The organism is Streptomyces corchorusii, from assembly GCF_001514055.1.
Taxonomy (GTDB): domain Bacteria; phylum Actinomycetota; class Actinomycetes; order Streptomycetales; family Streptomycetaceae; genus Streptomyces; species Streptomyces olivaceoviridis.
Genome location: NZ_KQ948388.1, coordinates 1 through 22,782, shown reverse-complemented (window position 1 = coordinate 22,782; position 22,782 = coordinate 1). Strand labels below are relative to the sequence as shown.

The window sequence follows — 22,782 nt, the reverse complement described above, 5'->3', positions numbered from 1 at the left end:
CGGCCCGCTCCGGGGAACCAGCCGACCACGCTCTCGGACGCCCCCGCGGCGGACTGAGCACGAAGGTTCACTTGGCCGCGGACGGCGGGGCACGGCCTCTAGCCTTCACCATCACCGCAGGCCAGGCTGGTGACGCCCCCGCCTTTGAGACCGTGATGTCCCGCATCCGCGTGCCCCGCACCGGCCCCGGAAGACCACGAACCCGGCCCCTCGCCGTGCCGGCCGACCGGGCCTACTCCTCCCGCGCCATCCGCTGCCACCTCCGGCGCCGGGGAATCCGAGCTGTCATCCCGCAGCCTTCCGGCCAGATCGGCCACCGCCTGCGCCGGGGCCGCCACGGCGGACGCCCACCCGGCTTCGACGCGGACGCCTACAAGCAGCGCAACGCCGTCGAGCGGTGCATCAACCGGCTCAAGCAGTGGCGCGGCCTGGCCACACGAACCGACAAACTCGCCATCGCCTACCAGGCCGCACTCCACCTCGCCGGCATCCTTATCTAGGCACGACGCTCACCAAGGAGACAGAACCTAGCTGACCCACACAGGCCCTGACATCGACCACCGAAGAGAGCACACGTCGCTTCGCACCAAGACCAAACACAGCCTGTCACACTGTGCGTGTTGCGCAGTGGTATGGTTGCCGCGTTGTTGTGAAATTCGCTGACTCGAAATGGGTGAGGCACATGCAGACGGAAGACCAGCTGAACGAGGACTTCGAGATCGTTTTCGTCGACGAGTTCCTCTCGGAGGCCGCTGAGACCCGCAGCTTCAGCTCGGGCATGGGCAGCATGCACTGCGACTGGTAACACACTCGGCAGTCTGAAGCCCGCGTCCGCTCCGTACCGAGCGGAATCCGGGCAGGACTGGGAGCGGGTGAGCGGCGGACTTCACATGTCAGGCCGTTCACTCGCTCTCCGATTGTTCACGCACGTATCGGCGGCAATCGGACCCTCGACAGACAGAGACACATGGAACAGTCACTCTTCACGTCCGCCGGTGTCTTCATGGTGCGCGCGCCCATCGCGCCGGCGGCCAGAGCCCGGCGGGCCGGCGACATCGGCGCCGACGCGTTCTTCGGCCCTCTCGGACCATGGGCCGACCCGGTGTTCAGGGAGGCGGTCCTGGTGTCCAGCCCTTCCCTTGCCGCGACGGCCGAGGCAGCGACCGCAGGGCATCAACTGTCGGACAAGGACATGCGCAAGGCGCTGCGTGGACTGAAACGGTATGTGTTGCGCAGCGGTACCAGGGCGACACCGTTCGGCCTGTTGGCAGGGGTGGCCCTGGGGACGTTCAGTGACTCCGTCTCCGCGACGCTGGGGAAGGAGCACCGCAAGCGCGTTGGCCCTCGCCGTGCCTGGCTCGGCGAGGGCCTGGACCGGAGGATACGCCAGACGGGCCTTGCGGGGTTCACCGATGTCCGTGTGATGGTGAACAACACATCCTTCGTCCAGGGAGCACATGTGGTCGTGCATGTCGCTCAGGGCGGCCAGGTCGTGCGTCGCAAGGTCCGCAGGACCGCCGCGGTGGACATGGTGCTGTGCGAGGCGAACCGACCGGTACCGGCGCGGCACCTGTGCGAGCGGCTGGGCCGACGGTTCCCCTCGGCATCCGAAGAGAAGCTGTGGAAGCTGTTGGAGCAACTCGTCGCCCTGCACGTGCTGGTGACGGACATACGCCCAGGGCCGGAGACGGCGGACCCCCTGGCGCACGTAGTGGAACGCGATCCGCAATGGGCGGATGGGCACCGCTTCCGCGAGCTCTTCGAGAGTTACGGGAAGCAGCCGGTAGGAGAGGGTTACAGCGCCCTGTCCGCGCTCTACCGCGGCGTCGGCTCAACCGGCTCGGCCAGTGTCGATCTGGGGCTGGACGCCGATGTGCGACTGCCGCACAGCGTCGCACGCGAAGTCGAGCGTGCCGCGACCGTGCTCTGGCGCCTCTCGGATCCGGACCAGCCGGCACAGCGCGCGCTGCGTGCGTACCATACCGAGTTCCTGGAGCGGTACAGCCAGGGCGAACTAGTACCAGTCGCCGAACTGCTGAACCCGGACAGTGGACTGGGGGCGCCAGCCGGATACGTGTGGCCCGCCGGTCACCGGGTCCTACCGTCCGCGGCCCCGGATGACCCGGCACGCGTTGCCGTCCTGACGGGCCTGATCATGGAGGCTGTCGCCGCCGGGCGCCGACATGTGGAACTCACCGACGAACTGATCGCTTCCCTAGCCCAACCCGCGGATGAACTGCCTCGCTCAGCGGAGCTGTTCGCCATGCTTCACGCCCCGTCACTGACGGCCGTCGAGCACAGCGACTTCACACTCTTCCTCTCCCCCCTCGTGAGTCCCCAGGCCGGCGCCTCCTGGGGCAGGTTCACACACCTGCTTGACGCGGCCGACACCACGGCACAGGCGGTCCAGCAGGCCTACCCCGATGGCGACCGTGTGCTGCCGGTGCAGCTGATGTACGCCACCCACGGCGACGCCGGGTCAGATGTCGCCGCCGTACCCCGAGTGGGTGAGCACTCCCTCTCCGTGGGCCTCTATGACGACCTGGACGCCCCCGGCCGGGTGCGCCTGGACGACGTACTGGTCGGCGCCGACCTGCAGGGTTTCCACCTGTACGACCGGGCCTCGGGCAGGGAAATCTCCCCCTACGTCCCCCATCTGCTGGTTCCCGAGTTCGCTCCGAACATTGCCCGCTTCCTGCGGGAGGCACCCACGCTGGGGCGTCGTCAACTCTCCGGCTGGAGCTGGAAACCACTGCACCGCTCGGCTTTCCTGCCCGGCGTGCGGTACGGACGTACGGTGCTGCACCTCGCGACCTGGCGCTTGACCGCCATGGACCTGGCGGGCCGGGATCCCGAGGAGGCGCTGGCCGGCTGGCGCCGCCGCTGGAACGTGCCCGACCTGGTCCGCCTCGTCGAAGGCGACCAGTACCTGTTGCTGGACCTGCGCACCGAACCGGACAGCCGCGTGCTCCGCGAGGAGGCGGCGAAGAAGACAGTGGTCTTGCAGGAGGAACCCTCGCCGGACTGCGGCCCGGGCTGGCTGCGCGGTCCCGGGGGCGGCTACTCGGCGGAGATCGTCGTTCCCGTCTATCCGGCCGTTCCGGCACCTCGGGTGCGGACCACGACGCTGCGCGCGCCCCGCGCCAGGGACGACGCCATGCGCCATCTGCCCGGCGGGAGTTGGGTGGCGCAGCATCTGTACTGCTCGGCCGATGCCCAGCAGGAGGTCCTCGACCGGCTCGCTCCCCTCGTACGGCGCCTCGGTGAGGACATCAAGACGTGGTTCTTCATCCGCTACGCGGAGGAACACACAGGGCGTCCTCATCTGCGGCTGCGGTTTCACGGGGACCCCGCAGTGATTGCCCGGCGAGTGCTGCCCGAACTCCACTCCTGGAGCCGTGACTTGATGGCCGCAGGACTGGCGAGCGACTGCGCCCTGCACACCTACCGGGCCGAAGTGGAGCGATACGGCGGGCCGTCGCTGATCGCGCGCGCGGAGGAGTTCTTCTGCGCGGACAGCCGGCTCGCCCTGGACCGGCTGGCGCGAGGACTCGATACGCCGCTGGACGTCGCGACCGATGTGGTGTCCCTCGTACGGCGGTTCCACAAGGCCGGACACGGGGACGCGGCCGTGTCTCACTACGCGGACCGGACCGAGGACTGGGAGAGGTGGTTCCTCGACGTCTTCCCGAAGAACGAGCGTCTGCACAAGAGGTTCACCGCAATGCGTACGGAAGCTCTGAGGCGGATCTCGTTCGATGAGCCCCCCGGGCCTGTCTCGGATGTCGTGGAGGAATGGTTCGCCAAGCTCGACGAGTACGCCGCAGCGGTCTATCGCGCGGCTGAACGGGACGGTGAGGCCCAATCCGGGGATGTGCTGGGCTCCCTGGTTCACATGCACTGCAACAGGCGGCTGAAGCACGCCGACGACGAGCGCCGAGTGTACGCGCTGGCTCGTGGAGTGGTGGAGGCGCGTGTCGGCCGGCGCCGCGCCGCGCGCCGGGAAGCACGGATGCCCGGTCCGGCGGGTCCCGCCCGAACGGACTGACCGCGGCGACCACGAGACCTCGGGGCCATCGCACCGCCGCCGTGGCGTCCGGCGCCCGGCACGTTTCCCTGCGACGGCCGGGCACCGCCCCGCCACGCTCAGGCCAGCGCCAGGCAGGAGTCCCAGTGCGGCGAAGCCCCGCCGCTCCAGGCGAAGGTGTACAGCGCCAGGGCCGCCCCCGCACTCCCCTCCAGGAAGTCGGGACCGTGCCCTCCCCGAACGGCGGTGGTGACCAGCCGCTCGGCCAGATGCGGCAACGCGGCGGCGATCGCCTCGCTGCCCGTCTCTCTGGCCATGCGCAACGCGGACTGCAACAGGCCCGCCAGGCCGTGGCACAACCCGATCCCGGAGACTTCGTCCACCTGGACCCGGTCACGCAGGGCCGCCAACAGAGCATTCTCAGCGGTCGACACACGGGCGGCATCGCCCAGAGCGCGACCCGCCAGCTGCTGGGCTCTTGCCATACCGGCGACGCCGTAACACCATGAGGGCCGGGGCCTACGCATCCCCGTCGGCGGAAGGTCACCGGCCGGGTGGCCGGAGGTGACCACGGCCGGCCACCAAGGGGCGGCCAGATCGCCCTGGCGCCACTCGTCCGTCCAGGCGCAGAGACGTCGCACCGCGTCGGCCGCCCCTGGGACGCCCTGGCCACGCAGCAGCGCCAGAGACAGGACGGACAGCACGGAGCCGATGCCGTGGGACATGCCCAAGTTGCCGTGTCCGTGCGGGTACTCGACGCTGGGTGAGCCGTCCGGCGCACTTCTCGTCCACCAAGGCGGCACTTCGGCCGGCGCACTCGGCAACGGCTCCGTCTCACGCACCAGACAGGACAGGATGTCCCGCGTGATCTGGTGATCCGGATGCCGACTCAGATGATAGGCGGCAAGGCCCGACAGTCCCCGGAGTACATCGAACTCGCCCAGCTCCGGGTTCGCGCCACGGTTCATGCGCCGGTGCGCCTCGGCCAGGCGTGTCTGGGTGACCGTGATGGTGGCGGCGTCCAGACGCGACAGGACAGGCTGGTAGCGGTCCGCCCCGGCGGCTGCCCGGTGGGTGACGAAGGCGAGCGCGGGTACCCCGTGAAAGAGGTTCGCGTAAACACCCGCGTGCACCTGTCCGCGAAGTGCGAAGGCCAGCCAAGTGTGTGCCGTGGCCCAGTCACCGCGGCCCGCTCGGGCTCGCTCGATGTGCAGCAGGGCGATCCCCGTGGCTCCATGGGCAAGCGATTGCGACTGGTGGCCGAGCTGGGGAACGGTGTTCGGGTCGGACAGCATGCGGGCCAGGTCGTCGGCAGCGGTGAGTGCCGCAGCGGTCACGGCGGCGGGTATGACGGTGGGCATGGTGGGTCTCCTCGATGTATGTGCAGGACTGTCGCCTGGGCAGCGGAGACGGGCTGAACGCATCCGTCTCGGACTCGGCTGAACACACTGCCACCACCATAAGGGCTTCCTTCACATGGTTTTCCAACTCATGCGAAGGAACTGGCGATGCCGAAACTGGGCGGCCACTGACGCTCGGAGGGGCGCTTGTCGGCCTAACGAGTTGGTGCGTGATAGCGGGTGAGGCGTCGTGCCTGGCCGGTGGCATGATCCGTCTATGGCGATCATGGTCAATCGGGCGCTGCTGGCGCACCGGCTGTTCACGGGGATCTCTCGGAGTCATCTCGCGCTCCTGGTGGAGGAGTTGGCGGTGCCGTGGCAAGCCGAGGTTGAGGGTCGTCGTCATGCTTCACGAGGCGGGGCCAGGAAGCGGGCCGCAGGAGCCGGGGCTCGCCACCGGTTGGTCTTCGTCGACCGGCTGGTGGCTACGCTGATCCATCTGCGGCACGACCTGCCGCACTCGGTACTGGGCCTGCTGTTCGGCGTCGACCGCTCCACCGTCACCCGCGCGATCGCAGAGATACGTACGCTACTGGCCGAGCGGGGGTGTGCGGTCCCCGACCGCCCCGGCCTGCGATTACGGACTCTGGCCGACGTGTTCGCCTACGCCCAGGCCGAGGGTGTGGAGCTGAGGCTGGACGCCACCGAGATCCAGGTCCGCCGGCCACCGGCCGGCCGCGGCGGACGGCGCGCATTCGTTTCCGGGAAGAAGAAACAGAACACCATGAAGGCCACCGTCATCGCTGACTGGCGGGGCCGCACCTTATGGACCGACACCCTGCGACCTGGACGGATGCATGATGCCACGGCCGCCCGCAACGAGGGCATCGCCGTCTGCTTCCAGCACTTCCCCGACGTCGAGGTCCTCCTGGACGACGGCTACCTCGGCCTGAGCCGCGACCACCGCGGGCAAGCGATCACACCACCACGAAAACCGCGCCCGGGAGCACTGCCCAGCAGAGTCCAGCAGTGGGAACGCGACCGCCACGAACACTCATCCGACCGCATCACCGTCGAACACGCCCTCGCCGACCACAAACGCTGGAAGCAACTGACGCGCTGCCACGACCAGGCTAAAGACGCCTCACCCGCTATCACGCACCAACTCGTAAGACCGTGTCCTATGTGGTGAGGCGGTCGTTGGTCAGGCCATGGGGCGGGGTACGTGGAGTTGGATTGTTCCGGACGGGCTGTGGCAGATCGCGAGGCCGCTGATCCCTCCGTCGAGGGTGCGTCCGCAGGGCGGGGGAACGCAGGACATGCCTGATGAGACGCTGTTCGCGGCCATCATCTACGTACTGGTCAGCGGCTGCGCCTGGCGGGCTCTGCCACCGTGCTTCTGCATATCGAAGTCGACTGCTCACCGCCGGCTCCTGATCTGGTCGAGAGCCGGTGTCTGGGGCCGTCTGCACGAGGCCGTACTGCACCGGCTCGACGACGCTGGCCTCATCGACGTCACCCGCGTGGTCCTCGACACTGCCCCCGTCCGCGCTAAAAGGGGGCGAACACACAGGTCCGAGCCCCGTGGACCGGGGCAAGCCGGGTTCCGAGATGCACGTGCTGTCGGACGCGAACGGACTGCCCCTCCTCGTCGCTGTTTCGGCGGGTAACACCCACGACAGCGAAGGGCTGAAGCCGATGGTGGAGGGTCACCAAACGAGACACGACCCTCGCCGCGGCCGTGCCTCTGGCGCGAAGCAGAACCTGTACCACCGCGTCGGCGTGCCGGGGATCAGCGGCACGGTCCCGGCCGACCGTGGACCTCGGATCGGACAGACCACCCGTTTGGCTCCGCTTGCGTGGGTCGGCAAGGGGCACTCCGCTGTGTGCGTTGTGCATTCCCTCCGGGGTGGGGGTGTCGCGGCCAGTCCCCGAGTCCGGGGCCGGCACCCTCGCCGGGGCCGGTCCCGGAACGCCTGCGCGCGCCCGTACAGGGAGGGATGGCTACCACCCCGGCTGACTCAGCCACCGCGTAAGGAGGGTGGGCCGCCCGCACGAGGCGACCCACCGTGGACACGTCCGGCTCCTGGGCCGGCGTCATCTACTGTTGCATGAGGTCAGTCGTGGTGTCCGTCGCACCGGTCACCGCCGTGACGCCGGTCGTCGTCGCAGTGATCGCGGTGGTGGCCCCAGGAGACTTCGTCGACGAACCGGCCGTGGTCGTTACGCAGGGTCGCGGTGTCGGAGCGGTTGTCCCACACGTACGCCAGCCAGTCGTGGAACCGGTCCGACTCCCTGTCACGGCCGATGCCGGTGTGGACACGGACGGTGGCGCGCCGAGTAGCGCCATCGCTCACGCAGCTCGGTCAGCCACCGTGGCTCCTTCCGATTCGCCGTGAGCGTCTGGTCGACTACCGGGCACGCCAGCGTGTAGGCGGACCACTCCCCAAACGGGTGCCCCTGGCGTTCTACGTAGTCAGCCGTCAGGACGGGCAAGAGGGAAGCAGACTGCGATATCTTGACATTGTGGCCCTGATCAGCATGTTGGAGGATCTGCGATGGTCGTCAGAGATACTTCACGTGCGTTCGTGAGCTGACAACGATGGATAGGCGGAACAAGCACACGTTCCGCAACCGGTTGATCTGTACCCATTGCTCCGTTGTTTGGATCCATGATGCTGTCTCGCATGCTTGGCCCGGCGCAGCCGCCCGCATCCGCACCCTGAGGTGACGACGGCGCCTCCCAATGGATCACGAGCCGTCCCTGTCGCCGTACTTCCGCTCGCCCAACGCTCGACGCATATCGGCACGTGAGGGCGGGCAGGGTGAAGTCGGTATGCCTGTCCGGGTGTTAACTGCAACCGGGTGGCCTTGCCGACGGATCCTGGGGAGCGGGAGGATATGGGGCTCTTCACGCGGACTGCACTGGACGACGAGAGCGACGGCAAGCGGGAGCGGTGGCTGCAGCGCGGACATTCAAGCGAAGTGGCGTTCGACGCAGTGGAGTTCGTCGACGGTTACGCGGTCCTGCGCTGGGACACCGGCCGGGGGGGCCTGGGACTGGCGCATTCGTTGACCACAGGCAACGCCAGTTGCCGGGAGGTTGTTCGTGCCCTGCGTCACCGCCACGGTGTGAGTCTCATCGACCGGTATGCGTGCCTAGTGGCGGCGCAGACCGCAACACAGGTGGCCCAGCCATACGTACCCCAGCTCCTGGCCTATGACATCGACGGGTCCGGTACACAGTACGAGACTAGGTGGGCTCAATTGGCGGCTGCGCTCGGGCAGCCGGCGCCGTACTGGTTCCACACGCTGCGCGACCGTGACGCGATCGCCGCCTGGCGGCCGGGTTCCGCGCCGGCTGTGGTACCCGCCCGGGACGTTGCCACTCCTATCACGGCGTTGACCGAGCTCGCCGCTGACGAGCCAGACGGCTCCCCGGTCGCCGAGGTGTGTTGGTACCTCGCCCGGGAAGTCCGCCGCCGCGACCACACCTTGGTCACCCGCCAGATCGCCGAGCTGCGCAAGGACGCGGCCGGCGGCGGCGACGGCGCACATCTCACCCTCGGCGCCGTACCCGCCTCGCTGCTGCGCCCCACCCCACCAGAACCAACGGAGACGGTCCGACGCGCCGGCTGGCTGAGCATCATCGAGCGCCGCGACGTTCTCGCTTACCGCGTCGCCGACTTCGCCCAGCACTGGGACGGCGGCCGCGACTGGCACACAGGCGCCGTCACCGATCTGTACCCCGTCTCCTGCACCACTGCCCAGGAGTGGGCCAAGCGCCTGACCCCTGCTGCCGATGACCAGCCGCCCACCGTCCTGGAGAAGGGCCTTTTGCGTCACGCCGACGACGCCGACGTCCTCCTACACGACCCCATCACCAGTCTCCCCGTGCTGCACCACTCCCCGGGCGGTCGCAATGCGCGCTTCTACACCTACAGCCTCCAACGGCTACCCACCCGCTCGCCGCTCGCCGCCGTCGTGCTAAGCGGCAGCGGTTACACCTGCTGGATCCGCACCCAGGACGGCACCCTCTGGCTCGCACCCGAGAGGGAAGGCTCGGGCATCGGCTTCGGCTACTCCGGGAACGGCTGCCACATCCTCGCCCGCCTCATCGACGTCCTCCTCGACGACATCTCCGCCTCGGCCGCCCGTTCGTCGGACCCGGCAGCACCGCGCGGCCTGTTCGAACTGCTGCGGGACACCCCTTGTGACCGAACGACCACATACACCCGCGCCCAGTTGCTCGCGGCACGGACCAATTGACACCATCTGCTGACCATCGTCCTCGTGTCAAAATATCGTTGTACATCACCAATTGGATCAGCGTCAGCCGGTGCCCGACTGTGTCTGCGCTCACCCGGTGTCCCTGACCGGTGAGCGCGGCCGCCAGGCTCCTGGTTGACGTCACCGTCCAGCGCAGCGGCGACATCGGATCTCCCCGTTCGTCAAGTTCCACCAGGGCCGGCAGCGCGGGCCGCAGTCCGATCAAGATCGGCCGACCTCTTCCGGCCACCACCGGGCCTGCGCACCCGTCCCGAAGGTTCCTCGTCGGCTTGCAGTTCGTCCACGGCCTTGCGGACCGTCATCTCGTTGACCTGGGCCGCCCGCGCAACCGCCCGGACACCGCCGTGGCCCGGGATGATCCGGACTGCGGCCCCCAATATCAGCCGCCGCTGCCGTCCGTTGAGGTGCGCGTCAGTTGCTTCCAGCGTTTGTGATCGGCGAGGGCGTGTTCGACGGTGATGCGGTCGGAGGAGTGACCGTGGCGGTCGCGTTTCCACTGCTCAACTCTGCCGGGCAGTGCTCCCGGACGCGGTTTTCTGGGCGGTGTGATCCCTTGCCCGCGGTGGTCGCGGCTCAGGCCGAGATAACCGTCGTCCAAGAGGACCTCGACGTCGGGGAAAATGCTGGAAACAGATGGCTATGCCTTCGTTGCAGGCGGCCGTGGCATCGTGCATACGTCCAGGCGCAGGGCATCGGTCCATAACGTGCGGCCACGCGAGTCGGCGATGACGGTGGCCTTCATCGTGTTCTGGTTCTTCTTACCGGAGACGAACGCGCGCCGGCCGCCACGTCCGGCCGGCGGACGACGAACCTGGATCTCGGCGGCGTCGAAGCGCAGCTCAATGCCCACGGCCTGGGCGTCGGCGAACACGTCTGTCAGCGTCCGCAGCAGATCAGGACGGTCGGGAACCGCGCACCCCCGCTCGGCCAGGAGCGTGCGTACTTCTGCGATCGCACGGGTGATGGTGGAGCGGTCGACGCCGAAGAGCAGTCCCAGCACCGCGTGCGGCAGGTCGTGTCGCAGATGGATCAGCGTGGCCACCAGCCGGTCGACGAAAACCAGCTGGTGACGGGCGCCGGCACCCGCGGCCCGCTTCCTGGCCCCACCCCACGCAGCATGACGGCGGCCCTCCAGGCCGCCTGCCACGACACAGCCAACTCCTTGACCAGACGCGCGAGATGACGCTGCTAGATCCCCGTGAACAGCCGATGCGCCAGCACCGTCCGATTGACCATGATCGCCACACCCGGATCATGCCACCAACCTGGCACGACGCCTCACCTGCTATCACGCACCAACTCGTTAGAGAGGGGTGGGCGAGTCATTGCTCGTGAGCACGTCTCGTCCACCCCGGGGGGCGTGCTGCCAGGCAGGACAGGGCGCCCCAGACAATGGTGCGAAGGAGAGATTCATTCCTGGACGTCGGCCCGCTTGCTGTGCAGAAGACCGGTCGGCTACAAGCCCAGAGCAGGCTGCCTGGGGCAAGCCCGACAATGTCCGGACTGAACCCGCCACCGGTGCGGACCAGGCGTCGTCGGCGGCCACACAGGAGCACGCCTGACAGGGCGAGCCGCCCGCATCGGCCAGGGCCGTCACCAAGGCGCCCCGGCCCGCTTTCTCGCAGCGACTCGAAGCCAAGGACAAGCCGGTCGCAGGGAAGAGGGCTGCCGCCAAGGGAAGCACCGCCGCGAAGCAGACCGGGGGCAAGACGGACGACGAGCCGGCACAGCACGAGCTCGTCCTGGTCCTGCTGCTGAAGTCTCCAGGACATCCGCACACCGCGCGTGAGGTTCTCGACGCAATCAAAGCTGCGCACCCCGAACGGCGACGTCCGTCCAAACCGTGCGTAACACCCTCGAACTGTTCGTCAAAAAGGGCCGCATCGAGAGGTCGCACCGGCAGAGGGCCGTGATGTACACCGCACACCCCGGCCAAGACACCGCATACGCTGCCGACGACACCACGGGCGAGACTGCGGACGCCGAGACTGTCAAGACCAACAAGGTTTCGGTGCAGGTCTGAATTGTGTGTGGGGCCGCCCGGCGCGCCCGGGCGGCGACACAAGGCCAGCCAGGAGCCGGAAGACAGCCGGCGTGCGGTAATTCGAGCGGGCACCCCACCGCCCCCGTTTGGGCGTCGGCGTCCGCACACGGTAGGCCGTCACGCGTCGGGCCTCATGGTGGCGCCTTTCGCGGGCCGGGCCGGGGACTCCGACGAGGCCGGGTATGCGCTCCGGGCTGGACCGGTCGGCAGGGTGTGGCTGACGTCGCCGTGAGCCAGGGTGAGGGCGTCCACACGGTCGAGGCGACGGCGAACACCGCCAAGGTCACCGCACACGTGATCCGTCCAAGTCGACCCCAGTCCCGCGGTGCGTCCGGCGGCATGCACAGGGGGGCAGTCACCGACGGGACGCGGAACACCATGTCTGGCCGACCGGCGGTTTACAAGCGGCTGTGCGGTCTTCGGCGAGCAGCGTGGCCTGCCGCGCGTCCCGCGGGCACGTCAGCAACCGGGGCCCGACGGAGAGATCCGGATCACACCGTGTGAATACGAATCTAAGATGCAAGAATGCTACGGTGATCTCGTGAGGTTGACCAGATACACGGATCTCGCACTCCGGGCAGTGATGCGGCTGGCCGTCCTGGACGGTGACCAGTTGGTCACCACACGGCAGATCGCCGAGTTCACGAACGTGCCGTACACACACATGGCCAAAGCCGTGACGGAGTTGCAGCACCTCGGGGTGATCGAGGCGCGGCGTGGACGCAACGGCGGACTGTCGCTGACCGCCGCGGGCCGGGACACCGGCGTCGGCGAACTGATCAGGACACTGGAGAACGACCGCGAGGTCGTCGTGTGCGAGGGCGACACCCCATGCCCCCTCTCTGGCGCTTGCCGTCTGCGTAACGCTCTGCGGCAGGCGCAGATGGCCTTCTACGCCTCGCTCGACACCGTGACCGTGGCAGACCTGGTGAAGTCACCGACCGGACCCGTGCTGCTCACGCTCGGCGCCGCACCCGCCGGCTAACCAAGAGGGGAACCCCCTCCCCCGCGGGACCCCCGGCAGGGGTTCCTTGGGGGCCGGACGCGGCCTTAAATATGCATTCTACATACCAATTACTCGGAACATCGAACACAGGAGCATGTCTGATGCTGTCTGCGCAGTCGGTCCCCGTCGTCCGGGCGACGCTTCCCGCCGTGGGAGCCTCCCTCACCACGATCACCGATCACTTCTATCAGCGACTGTTCGAAGAACGCCCCGAGTTGCTGCTCAACCTCTTCAACCGTACGAACCAGGTCAACGGCTCACAACGGGAGGCACTGGCCGGAGCGGTTGCCGCCTTCGCCACCCTCCTGGTCGAACGGCCCGACGAACGTCCGGACGCCATCCTGTCCCGCATCGCCAACAAGCACGTTTCCCTCGGCATCACCGCCGACAGCTACCCGCTGGTCGGCCGTCACCTGCTGGCCGCCGTCGCGGAGGTGCTGGGCGACGCCGTCACGCCCGAGGTGGCCGCCGCCTGGGACGAGGTGTACTGGCTGATGGCCAACGCGCTGATCGCCACCGAAGCCCGCCTCTACGCCGCCGCCGGCGTCGCCGACGGCGACGTCTGGCGCAAGATGGTCGTCACCGAGCGCCACGAGCAGTCCCCCGACGCGGTCTCGCTGGTCCTAAGCCCCGCAGACGGTGGGCCCGCCCGGCCCTTCAAGCCCGGGCAGTACGTCAGCGTCCGGGTGGAACTGCCCGACGGCGCACGTCAGATCCGGCAGTACAGCCTCTCCACCGCTCCCGGCCGCGACACCTGGCGGATCACCGTTAAGCGCGAACGCTCCGCCGACGGGACCGTCCCCGACGGAGAGGTCTCTTCCTGGCTGCACGCGAACGCGAAGGAGGGATACGTCCTCGACGTGTCACTGCCCGCCGGCGACCTGATCCTGTCCGAGGCCGACACGCCGCTCGTGCTCGCCTCCGCCGGCATCGGCATCACCCCCATGCTCTCGATGCTGGACCACCTCGGCCGGACCGACGCCACGCGCCCCGTCACTGTGCTGCACGCCGACCGCAGTCCGCGTCACCACATCCACCGCGCCGAGCAGGCGCAGTTGGTCGACCGGATACCCGGCGCCGATCTGCACCTGTGGTATGAAAACGACGCACACCACGTTACGGGCCCCCAGATCTACTCCGGGCGCGCCGTTCTGGACGATCTGAACCTCACCGGCGACACCACCGCCTACCTCTGCGGCCCGCTGCCCTTCATGCGCGCGGTGCGGGGCCAGTTGCTGGCCAAGGGACTGCACCCGTCCGCCATCCACTACGAGGTCTTCGGCCCCGATCTCTGGCTCAGCAAGTAGGCCCCGTACGGCCGGCGCCGCCCTCGTTGTCTTCTTCGCGATTCCGCAACAGAGCCGGCCTCCGGGCCGGCATGACTGGTCCCCCACTGTCGCACGAATGAGCTGGGGGGTGTCACCACGTGCGGGGGTGTCCTTACCAGATACCGAGCGGCTCACGGGTGGCAGGTCTGCATGACGTGGAAGTGCGCGAACGGCCCCGCCGCCGAGGCCGACACAGAATCGACGCATCAGCGCCGGATCAGACGCTTCCGCCGAGCGCGGGGGCGGCGATCGCCTGAAAGGCGTGGCGGGCCACCGAGCGCCCGGCCGCGCGCGGCCGGGCAACAGCGCGGCACCGGCAATTCGTCCGCCACGATCGGCCAACGGGCGCCGCGTCCAGCGCGACCGCGACCGACGCCAAGCTGCGGGTCGGCGCAGGCCCCGCTGTCTCAGCGTGGAGGATGCGGGCGTCGGCGCCTGCCCTCATTGGGGCTACGCAGGCACCTCCTGCAGCACCCACTCGTTTCCGTCCGGGTCGTTGAACGTGGCGTACGAGCGGTATTTGAGCCGCTGGGGATGGGGGCCGCTGCGCCGGGTTTCGTCAGTGCAGCGGTGGAACATGTCGCAGGTGTCGTGGAATATCTCACCCGTCTTGACGCCCCGCTCACGGAGTTGCAGGCACGCCCTTTCGATGTCGGTCACGACGAGGTGGAGTCCCCGGACCGTGCCAGGCAGGGCTGTTGTCACCCCGGTTCCGAAAAGAATTGAGCACGGAGATCCCGGAGGCGTCATGTGTACCACTCGATATGATTCGTCGCTGGTGTGGTCCCCGTCCAGACGGAACCCCACCGCCTGATAGAAGGCCTTGGCGCGATCGACGTCGGAGACGGGGAGGACGACCAGCTCCAGCCTGAACTCCAAGAAGGACCCGCTGCCTTCAGCGGCGACCGCAGCCGATTCGGTGCTCTCCGGACTCTCCACCTCCTGGATCTCCACCCTGTAGTCGTATAGCTCGGGGCTGCGCCCGTGTGTGGTGACCGTCCAACCGCCCACCACACGCCAGGCTGCGTCACGTCCCCGCAGAGGCTCCCCTTCCGGTGCGGAGGCTGCACGCAGCTCGGCCTCCAGTTCCTGGTGCCGCTCGTGCGGCACGTGCAGTTCCAGGGCGAAGTGGCGTAGGGCACGACCACCGGCGGCGGGGGTGAAGGACGGCAGCTCCACGGCCGGAACCTCGCGGAGCGCGCTGAGCAAAGTGACGTGCACTGTCGTCATGACCACATCTCTTCCTGACGTCTTTGCTCAGGATGACCGGATGAGACCAAGGTCCGTGACAGGCTGCACGTGGTCCGATTGCCCTGTCGGGCGACGCGGCACTGGCCTGCGCTGCGAACAGCATGGCACCCGCCAGGAGAACCTACTCGGCGCCGCGGAGGAGCACCACATCCCGCCGACCGTCCTGCTCGCCGTGTTCTACCAGGATCGGTCTTGTCGCCGGTGGTGGTGTACTGCGCTTCCGTCTTACGCCGTCAGGTTGCTTATCTGGCGATTTCCAGATCGCCGGGTTGTGATGCTCGTGCTGCTGGAGATGCGAGTTGATCTTTGCTGTTCAGATGGGGTGACAGGTGAGGCGGGAAGTGACTTGCGCCTGTCTCATCCCAGGACGTCCGGCCTTCGCGACCGTGCGCTTCCGTCGGTGTCGCTGTGCGCCTGGGCACTCTCGGTCCGCGGCGGTACGCCGGAGGCATGTCGACGCGACGCCCGTATCCGAGTGATCTGTCCGATGCCCGCTGGGAGTTGATCGAGCCGGTGCTGGCGGCCTGGCGCTACGAGCGCCGCAGCAGGGCCCTGGACTTCGGCCGACCGCCGCAACATGACCTGCGCGACATCATGGACGCGATCTTGTACGTGGACCGCACCGGGGTTCAGTGGCGCTACCTCCCCCACGACTTCCCGCACTGGAACACCGTCTACGGCTACTTCGCCAAGTGGCAGCAGGACGGCGTGTTCGCCCAGCTCAACGGCCTGCTCCGGCAGCTTCTACGGGAGAAGAAAGGTCGGGACGCCGAGCCGTCAGCCTGCGTGATCGACGCCCAAAGCGTCAAGACCTCCACCAGCGTTCCCGCCGTCGGCCAGGGCACCGACGCCGGGAAGAAGATCGTCGGCAGGAAGCGGGGCATCGCCACCGACACCCTCGGACTGCTGCTTGCCGTGCTGGTCACAGCGGCGAGCGTGCAGGACTCGATCGCCGGCACCCAGCTCCTGGACCAGGTCGCCGCCGAACATCCCCGCATCCGCAAGGTCTGGGGCGACGGCGGTTACCGCCAGCACCTCGTCGAACATGCCGCCACCCTCGGCATCGACATGGAAATCACTCAACGCAAGCCCGGGACCAGGGGGTTCACCCCCATCCCGAAGCGGTGGGCAGTCGAACGGACCTACGGCTGGCTCATGCTGCACCGCCGCCTGGCCCGCGACTACGAAACCCTGCCCACCCGCTCCGAAGCCATGATCCACCTCGCCATGACCGACCTCATGGCCCGCCGCCTCACCGGCGAGAACACCATCTCCTGGCGCGACCCGACACCACAGAACAAACAGGTGATTCCCGGGTAAAACATCGGGCGAAAACGACCTCTAAGGGCTTGCAGACCATCAACACGTTGCCTTGATCTTGTCTGGGCGAGGATTCGAGTCTGGAGGGCCAGGAGGGGGCAGCGGGTGGGGTGGTCGCGGGTGGGATGACGATGCCGTGTGCTCCAAGCAGTTTCCTGATCTTCAGCAGGGTGCGGTGCATAGCGGTGCGGCTGCTGCCGCAGAGGATGGCGAGGGGTTCTGCGGCCAGGGCGAGGTGCAGGTGGAGCACGGTGGCCAGGACCTGATCGGGGAAAGCGAGTCGAGGCGGGCGGCCTCGCTAGGTGTCCCCGTCCGGCGCCAGCGTCTGGACCGAGTCGTGCAACCGGTCCAGAGACATTCCCGTCAGTACTGCGTCGGACAGCAGGACCGGTGCCCACTCCGGCTCACACGGTCCCAGAGTCCGGGGTGCCGGGACAGCCGGGGCCGGATGGGGATGAAGGACGTAGTTCCAGTCGCCGTGGAGGGCATGCCGGGTCAGCGCCAACGCCGCCATCTCCGCATCACCGATCGTGACTCCGGTCGGATAGCTGTTGGTGTCCAACTCGGCCGTGACGCGTAGTCCGGTGCGGGTGGTGGTCGCGGCGATGGACTGGACGATGACTTCGTGGCTGGTCAGCGGCCTGCCCCGCCAGTTCATGGTGATGTGGGAGAAGAGCCGGTGCTCGATCTTGCTCCACTTCGACGTGCCCGGCGGCAGGTGGCAGACGGTGATCATCAATCCCGTTTCAGCGGCGAGCCGAGCAAGCTCAAGCTTTCAGGCCCGGGTGCGATAGCCGTTGGAGCCGCCCGCGTCGGCGGTGATCAGCAGCCGTGTCGCCTGCGGGTAGGCGGCCTGGCCCTGGCCGTGCCACCAGCGACGGATCGCTTCCACCGCGAACGCGGCGGTGTCGTGATCGGTGCCCACGTTGACCCAGCCGGTGTTCGCCGCCAGGTCGTAGACCCCGTACGGGATCGCTTCCCGAAGTGGGGGTCGGTGAAGTCGTGCATGTTCACCGGCTCCGGATCACCTGACGGTCGCCACTGGCGGTCGTCATTCTTGAAGGCGCCGACGAGCTCCTTCTTCTTGGTGTCCACGCTGATGACCGGCTGGCCGGCGTCCCGGTGCGTACGCGCTTGCACGTTGAGGTAGCGGAACTGCGCGTCCCGGTCGACGTGCTGGCTGCCCCCGAGTGTCTTCGCGTTGGCCTGCAGGCTGAAGCCCTCCTCCCGCAGCAGATCCGCGACGGTGTCCGCGCTTTCCTGGTGCCGGCCCGGGTCAGTTCCCTCGCAAGTGCACGGCAATCCGACGATGTCTTCGGCCAGTAGCACAGGATCGGGGACGCCTCAGCGAAGTCGCGCAGCTTCATTTCCGGACACGGGGGAAGATGTCGGCAACGGCCTTGGCGTCCGAAATGCCTGAGTTGCAATTATATTTCTGACTGCCTCGGCAGCCCCCTGGAGTCGCTCTTGCATTCTGAGATTGGCGAGGTAGGGCGGTAGCGGCCTCGCAGTGAGAGCTGCTTCGACTTCTCTGGTGACGAGGCCTAGTTTCTCTCCCGCCTGCTCAGCCAAGGGGGTACCGGTGACGGCCACGGCGACGAGCGAATGCGCGAGAAACAGAATGTCACTGCTGTCAACCGACCTGTGCCATGGTGTTATTTTCACCAGTTCTGGGATTATTTCGAGCAGCGGTGAGACACGCGATATGTGACGATGAGATTGGACAACCTGCACGATTTCCTTCAGGTCATCTGAGCGACCCGATCGCCCTTGTCTCACATGATCCTCAAAACAGGCGCTTGCCACCTCGGAAACTTTTCGCAAATGGGATGCGCTCTCAGCTTCGGACATGCGCCCCCCCTTTCCGCCAAAATGCCGCAATTCGAGCAGAGCCAGTGGGACACCGAGGTGCGAATCCATATCGTAATGCACCATTCCGAGTGTGTGGGCATGAGAAGGATACCATCCACTGCTGCGCCCGGTGAGGATGTAGGTGAGGTAATCGCGGGCTTGGACATCAACGCCATTTTCTTCATCGAAATAGAGAGAAAAACTAAGAGCAGCAGGATCAGGTCGCGTGGGAATATCTGGCTCTATCTCTCGAAAGAATTCCCATAGCGCAACCAGGAACATGTGCTCGATTTCTTGGGCGTGCGCTTCGAAGAAGTTCGCCACGTCGCTCTTCAATACATCTCGGACGTATCCCAATTCATGCCGGGAGGCAGCGGGAAGCATGTTCTTGAAAAGCCCGCTCAGCTTGTAGCGGTGAAAGAGAGGTCGGATGGCCAAATGATTGAACAGTAGCCAGCCGTATCCCCAAACTTCACGCACTCCCGGATCCACGGTTAGTAGGTTTATTTCTCCCTCGGAGAGGTCAAGCCCCGTTTTAGTCCTGACAAACCACTCTGCCAGGCGCATTCCGAACACCCGAGATGCGGGGAATAATGCAAAGCTCCTTGAGTCGTCACCCCTTGCCTCAGTGAGACGAAGAAGGGAGAGGAGGCCGTCCACTGGAACACCAATGGTGAACTGCGTGTATGCATCATTCCCTGCGTCTGCCAGCGGGATGATTTCTTTGTGGAGAAATTGCTCTTCTACGGTCCATCCTTCTTCCTCGCGCAGAACTTGCCCAATTGTTACTCCTCTCGCAGCGGAAGCCAAGGTACGACTTGTAGTGGAAACGAATCGCAAGGCATCTTCGAGAGTTTGCGAACCCTGTAGTCCCTCACTCGGAAGTACTGAAAATGGGGCCAGAACGAGTTCTAGAATGACATGCTTCTCCTTCTTGGGCGAGGAAATACCTGCCTTACGACCCGCCTTCTGAGCGACGGCAAGGCTCCGATAAATATCGGAAGCCACTCTATAGAACGTGTTCGTGTCGACCTTGAACTCGGAACCGTTGCGATGGCGGGCAATAGTCTCACCATATATGCGTGTATCGTCAGCTAGTCCTATAGATACACGGAATTCGTATTCTGCGCCGGCGCGCCCATAGCGGCGGCTCTCAGAAGGGTCAACCAGTGCAGCAGCGGTGGACAGCTGGTAATCAGGTAGGGAATCTTTCGCGATCCGACCAAAGCCATCAACGATCACCACTTGTGTCTCAGTGGGCGGAATGCGTGGCGGTGTGGTACTCATACGGTCAGCTGGGTTGGAATTCTGCAGGTCGATCCAGACGACTTCCCCAGCGTTATCGGCAGTGCGCAGGACATGGGCCGCAAAGGCGTGCCCCAATCCCATCGGGCGCCTGGCGAGCACGAACGCGGTACTGCCCCGGCCGGTCGTCTCGTGCATGAGTGCCCGGGTGACGTCGTCCCACTTGCTGACCGCTCGCCAATCGAACCCGGGGATAATCCCATTTCTCTGGGTGCGACCGTTCAATATTTCATCATCGACCACATATGCAGGAGCAATACCCTGTGGGTACAAAACCCCCCGCAGAGTCTGCAGCAATGTCAGACATTTCTGCATCGAGAGCTCATGCGGGGACAGAGACGTCCGCTTTTCATCCGCCAAGGCGTCTCCTGTACTTGGCCACTGATCGCGATGAGCCTTCAGGGTCTGCGCCACCACTTCATGCAAATCAGCCCAATCCCTCTCCCGGTAAACGCGCGGCGACACCGCCTCGGCGGACTTGGCTGCCAAGTCAAACGCGCCACCCCCCGGTGCGAATATAACGTCGGGGAAGTCGGAAGTCGCTTCAGTGAGGTGAGCGGGTATCTTCTCCGCTCCTCGTTCTTGAGCGAGACTCTCGTCCGTCGATATCGCCGAATTGTCATCCTTCACCCTGTCGACGGCGTCCCTCTGGGTATCGGACGCGATCGAACCGCTGTGTCTGGCCGGCTCGGGCGGCGCGAAAACCTGATGGGTGGAGAAGGGCAAGATGTCGGCATCCGCCAACTTACGTGTGGACACATCACGTTGGTCGTTCGCACGCCGAGTCGTGGCCAGATCTCCCCGCCTCTGCGCTTCCCCGTCGTCAACCGCCCTGCTGCGAGCACTGTCCGCGACCGTGGTGTCTACGACCGTGCCCTCTGATGCATCCGAAAGCGGAGGATTTAGCCGCTCGCGCCACAACGCCGCTTGGTCCGCCCTTCCGGTCTCACCAGGTCGGTGCATTGCGGGGGAACTTGCAGCCGTTCCGGGCGGCAGACCTTGGCTGGCGTCTCCGGTCAGAGGCTCCGGGTCAGACACCAACGACGACGGATGTGTCACGCCTTCCGCCGTCGCCATCGCTACGTCGTCTGCCTCGGCGGTCTGCGTGTGCGAGGTCTGCGTCTGCAGCCCTGTTGCGGAGAGCGTGACTGTTTGCCGGGCGGCAGGCATGCCGCCCGGCAAACCGAGGGCGCGGGGGGCAACGACCGAGGCCCCTAGCGGATCCCCATACTTGCGCAGATTCCGTTCGAAAATTGCCGCTCGCTTTTCCTCCGGCGTCATGTTTTTGTACTTAACACCGATGGCACGCCGCCTGGCATATAAGACCCTCGCCGCGTCTTCAATACGGACGCCCTCGAACGTCGCCAATTCCGCATAGGATCCGAGGTCCTCTTCAACCTCACGAAGATACTCCGCCCGCAATAGCGGAAGCTCTCCGTCTTCATATGAAGCCATCGAAACATCAGTCCCGCTCGCTGCGGCTAGGGGTAGATCCTGGCCCTCGCCGAAGGAGGCCACTGAGCTTTCGATGGCTCTTCGCCGGCTGCTGCCGCTAGCCACTTCCGCAGGCCGGTCATGAGCGCGGCTTAGAAGTTGCCGCCACCTGTTCCGCTCTTCGTGCGGTGACGACACCGACCCTACCGGCACCTCGGGGCCGTGGGTATCGATGTTCTCCTCGACGAAGTCGAGAAATCCGTTTCCACCGTCAATGGGGACGCCTGCAGTATACTGCGGATATGCTAGGTGGCCTTCACGATCAACGGCAGGCCACACGATGGCCGTCTGTCCATTCTCTGTTACGGTCCAGCCTTCGGATTCAAGGAAAAGCGAAGCGAGGCTGACTGGTGTGCGCGATTTATCGGCGAACGAAAGGCTGTGGCGCGCCTTTTCGCTGGCCACTATTCCTTCATCAACTCCCGGCCTTTCTTCGCCAGCCATAATGCGATACGGTGAGGATACAATTTCTACAATCATGTGCGCCTCACCCGTTGGCTGGGAGCGGCCGGTCGGAGTCAGTTCGAGGGCAGTGTCCGCTGAGCCGATCAAACGCCCGTCGTGGATCCGATAAAATCTGTGGCTATCAATTTGTAGCTCAATTCCATTTCCTTTGACAAGGACTGTGCCTTTGGGCGGCACGTTGCCCTCGAAGGTGATGCGGTGTCGATCCTCAATCTCCCATCCGAGGGTGCCGCCGGGTAGGCCGCCGAGTCCGTGGTCGAGGTAGTGGTCGACGAGTTGTCCGGCGAGGTCTTTGGTGTTCCGGGACAGAGCGGCGCCGTATTCGGCGGTTGCTTCGGCACGGAGTGCCGTGACCTCTTGCGGGGTCAGGTGGACTGGATCGGCCTGCGGAGCCGCGTAATGCTCGCGTAGTTCGGAGTTGACCGAGTGGTAGAGGTCGATGTCCGGCGCCAGCCATGGGGTTGGCCCCGCCTGGGCCGGTGTGCCAGCTTCGGTGGCCGGCTGGGCTGGGCCGCCTGGGCCGTTTGGGGCCTTTTGCGAGGCGGTGCTTTGGGCGGGCGCTGTGGGCTGTTCGGCCGCTCGCGGGGCAGGTGCTTTGCCGGTCTGGATGGCTGGTTCGGTGGCCTGTTGTGGGGTGTGGTTGGTTCGGGTGGTTGGGGGTGTGGTGTGCTCCGGCTGGGAGGACATCACAGGGCTGTTGGCCCCCGGGCTTGTTGGTGGGGTCTGGGATGCTTCAGGCGTGACGGCTGCGTGGGAGGAGCGGACGCGCTGAGGTTCGGTGTTGTGGTCGTGCGGCACCCCGGTGCCGGGCTGGGGGTCGCCACCCGGGGTGGTCTGCTCCTTGTCGGCGTGGCCTGTACTGCCCGTGTTGATGGTGGTGCCTGGGCTGTTGCTGTTTTCGGTGTGGTGATCGTGCGAGGTGGCGGCGGCGATCTCGGGCGCGGCGCGTTCTGTTGTGGGGGTGGAGGACTGGGTGCTGTGCCTGTCGGGCGTGGCGGGCGTTGTGCCGGACGTTCTGATAGTGGTGGCGGTGGGGTGGGCGGGGACGGTCGTATCGGTCT

12 protein-coding genes and 5 pseudogenes are annotated in these 22,782 nt (G+C 66.3%); 10 read left to right on the top strand and 7 right to left on the bottom strand.

The annotated features are described in order from the left end of the window. The 3 genes from AQJ11_RS44500 to AQJ11_RS44495 all read left to right on the top strand — a co-directional run. Positions 1-500: IS5 family transposase (locus tag AQJ11_RS44500; RefSeq protein ID WP_107120985.1), on the top strand; the 500-nt coding region annotated here is incomplete at its 5' end. A 182-nt stretch (positions 501-682) separates the two neighbouring features. Beyond that, positions 683-805, top strand: coding sequence for a hypothetical protein (locus AQJ11_RS52330; protein ID WP_268252875.1), 123 nt, complete (start codon positions 683-685; stop codon positions 803-805). A gap of 162 nt (positions 806-967) precedes the next feature. Further along, positions 968-4,048, top strand: a complete 3,081-nt coding sequence (locus tag AQJ11_RS44495; RefSeq protein ID WP_059267322.1) for a lantibiotic dehydratase — start codon at positions 968-970, stop codon at positions 4,046-4,048. Positions 4,049-4,146: 98 nt separating this feature from the next. Here AQJ11_RS44495 and AQJ11_RS44490 read toward each other — a convergent pair whose 3' ends face one another. Continuing rightward, complete coding sequence (locus AQJ11_RS44490) at positions 4,147-5,388, bottom strand: lanthionine synthetase C family protein (protein WP_059267321.1); 1,242 nt, start codon at positions 5,386-5,388, stop codon at positions 4,147-4,149. 265 nt (positions 5,389-5,653) lie between these two features. Between AQJ11_RS44490 and AQJ11_RS44485 the strand changes: the two genes are divergently transcribed. Together AQJ11_RS44485 and AQJ11_RS47910 are read left to right on the top strand one after the other, a co-directional pair. Next, positions 5,654-6,559, top strand: coding sequence for a transposase family protein (locus AQJ11_RS44485; RefSeq protein ID WP_059267327.1), 906 nt, complete (start codon positions 5,654-5,656; stop codon positions 6,557-6,559). A 19-nt stretch (positions 6,560-6,578) separates the two neighbouring features. Beyond that, positions 6,579-7,110 (top strand): annotated as a pseudogene (locus AQJ11_RS47910) (IS5 family transposase); the annotation flags it as partial. Between the two features lie 374 nt (positions 7,111-7,484). Here AQJ11_RS47910 and AQJ11_RS44480 read toward each other — a convergent pair. Next, positions 7,485-7,703 (bottom strand): annotated as a pseudogene (locus tag AQJ11_RS44480) (lamin tail domain-containing protein); the annotation flags it as partial. Positions 7,704-8,268: 565 nt separating this feature from the next. Here AQJ11_RS44480 and AQJ11_RS49000 point away from each other — a divergent pair. Beyond that, positions 8,269-9,636 carry a hypothetical protein gene (locus tag AQJ11_RS49000; RefSeq protein ID WP_059267319.1) on the top strand — a complete coding sequence of 456 codons (1,368 nt, stop codon included), beginning with the start codon at positions 8,269-8,271 and terminating at the stop codon, positions 9,634-9,636. Between the two features lie 64 nt (positions 9,637-9,700). Here the strand turns inward: AQJ11_RS49000 and AQJ11_RS48995 are convergent. Further along, a pseudogene (locus AQJ11_RS48995) lies at positions 9,701-10,082 on the bottom strand (ISAzo13-like element transposase-related protein); the annotation flags it as partial. Then, positions 10,064-10,893 (bottom strand): annotated as a pseudogene (locus AQJ11_RS52580) (transposase); the annotation flags it as partial. The pseudogenes AQJ11_RS52580 and AQJ11_RS48995, both read right to left, overlap by 19 nt. Positions 10,894-11,500: 607 nt before the next feature. On the opposite strand from AQJ11_RS52580, the gene AQJ11_RS44465 reads away from it, so the two are divergent. The 3 genes from AQJ11_RS44465 to AQJ11_RS44455 all read left to right on the top strand — a co-directional run bounded on the left by AQJ11_RS44465 (position 11,501) and on the right by AQJ11_RS44455 (position 14,014). Next, positions 11,501-11,680, top strand: coding sequence for a hypothetical protein (locus AQJ11_RS44465; protein WP_059267318.1), 180 nt, complete (start codon positions 11,501-11,503; stop codon positions 11,678-11,680). Positions 11,681-12,242: 562 nt separating this feature from the next. Then, entirely contained in the window at positions 12,243-12,686 is a 444-nt protein-coding gene (locus AQJ11_RS44460) for an RrF2 family transcriptional regulator (protein WP_059267326.1), read from the top strand. A gap of 122 nt (positions 12,687-12,808) precedes the next feature. Continuing rightward, complete coding sequence (locus tag AQJ11_RS44455; protein ID WP_059267317.1) at positions 12,809-14,014, top strand: globin domain-containing protein; 1,206 nt, start codon at positions 12,809-12,811, stop codon at positions 14,012-14,014. Between the two features lie 471 nt (positions 14,015-14,485). On the opposite strand, the gene AQJ11_RS44450 is transcribed toward AQJ11_RS44455, so the two are convergent. Then, on the bottom strand, positions 14,486-14,914 hold the full coding sequence (locus tag AQJ11_RS44450; RefSeq protein ID WP_059267325.1) for a VOC family protein: 429 nt from the start codon (positions 14,912-14,914) through the stop codon (positions 14,486-14,488). Positions 14,915-15,736: 822 nt separating this feature from the next. Here AQJ11_RS44450 and AQJ11_RS44445 point away from each other — a divergent pair. After that, positions 15,737-16,606, top strand: coding sequence for an IS5 family transposase (locus AQJ11_RS44445; RefSeq protein ID WP_079082719.1), 870 nt, complete (start codon positions 15,737-15,739; stop codon positions 16,604-16,606). A 41-nt stretch (positions 16,607-16,647) separates the two neighbouring features. On the opposite strand, the pseudogene AQJ11_RS47895 reads toward AQJ11_RS44445, so the two are convergent. Next, positions 16,648-17,919, bottom strand: a pseudogene (locus AQJ11_RS47895) (ISAzo13 family transposase); the annotation flags it as partial. Between the two features lie 31 nt (positions 17,920-17,950). Further along, positions 17,951-22,408, bottom strand: a complete 4,458-nt coding sequence (locus AQJ11_RS49645) for a hypothetical protein (protein WP_208616776.1) — start codon at positions 22,406-22,408, stop codon at positions 17,951-17,953. Between the last annotated feature and the right edge of the window lie 374 nt (positions 22,409-22,782).

Excerpts from the sequence above, each read along its gene's own strand:
- AQJ11_RS52330 (WP_268252875.1), top strand. The coding sequence starts at position 683 with ATGCAGACGGAAGACCAGCTGAACGAGGACTTCGAGATCGTTTTCGTC.
- AQJ11_RS44495 (WP_059267322.1), top strand. The coding sequence starts at position 968 with ATGGAACAGTCACTCTTCACGTCCGCCGGTGTCTTCATGGTGCGCGCG.
- AQJ11_RS44490 (WP_059267321.1), bottom strand. The coding sequence starts at position 5,388 with ATGCCCACCGTCATACCCGCCGCCGTGACCGCTGCGGCACTCACCGCT.
- AQJ11_RS44485 (WP_059267327.1), top strand. The coding sequence starts at position 5,654 with ATGGTCAATCGGGCGCTGCTGGCGCACCGGCTGTTCACGGGGATCTCT.
- AQJ11_RS49000 (WP_059267319.1), top strand. The coding sequence starts at position 8,269 with ATGGGGCTCTTCACGCGGACTGCACTGGACGACGAGAGCGACGGCAAG.
- AQJ11_RS44455 (WP_059267317.1), top strand. The coding sequence starts at position 12,809 with ATGCTGTCTGCGCAGTCGGTCCCCGTCGTCCGGGCGACGCTTCCCGCC.
- AQJ11_RS44445 (WP_079082719.1), top strand. The coding sequence starts at position 15,737 with ATGTCGACGCGACGCCCGTATCCGAGTGATCTGTCCGATGCCCGCTGG.
- AQJ11_RS49645 (WP_208616776.1), bottom strand. The coding sequence starts at position 22,408 with ATGTCCTCCCAGCCGGAGCACACCACACCCCCAACCACCCGAACCAAC.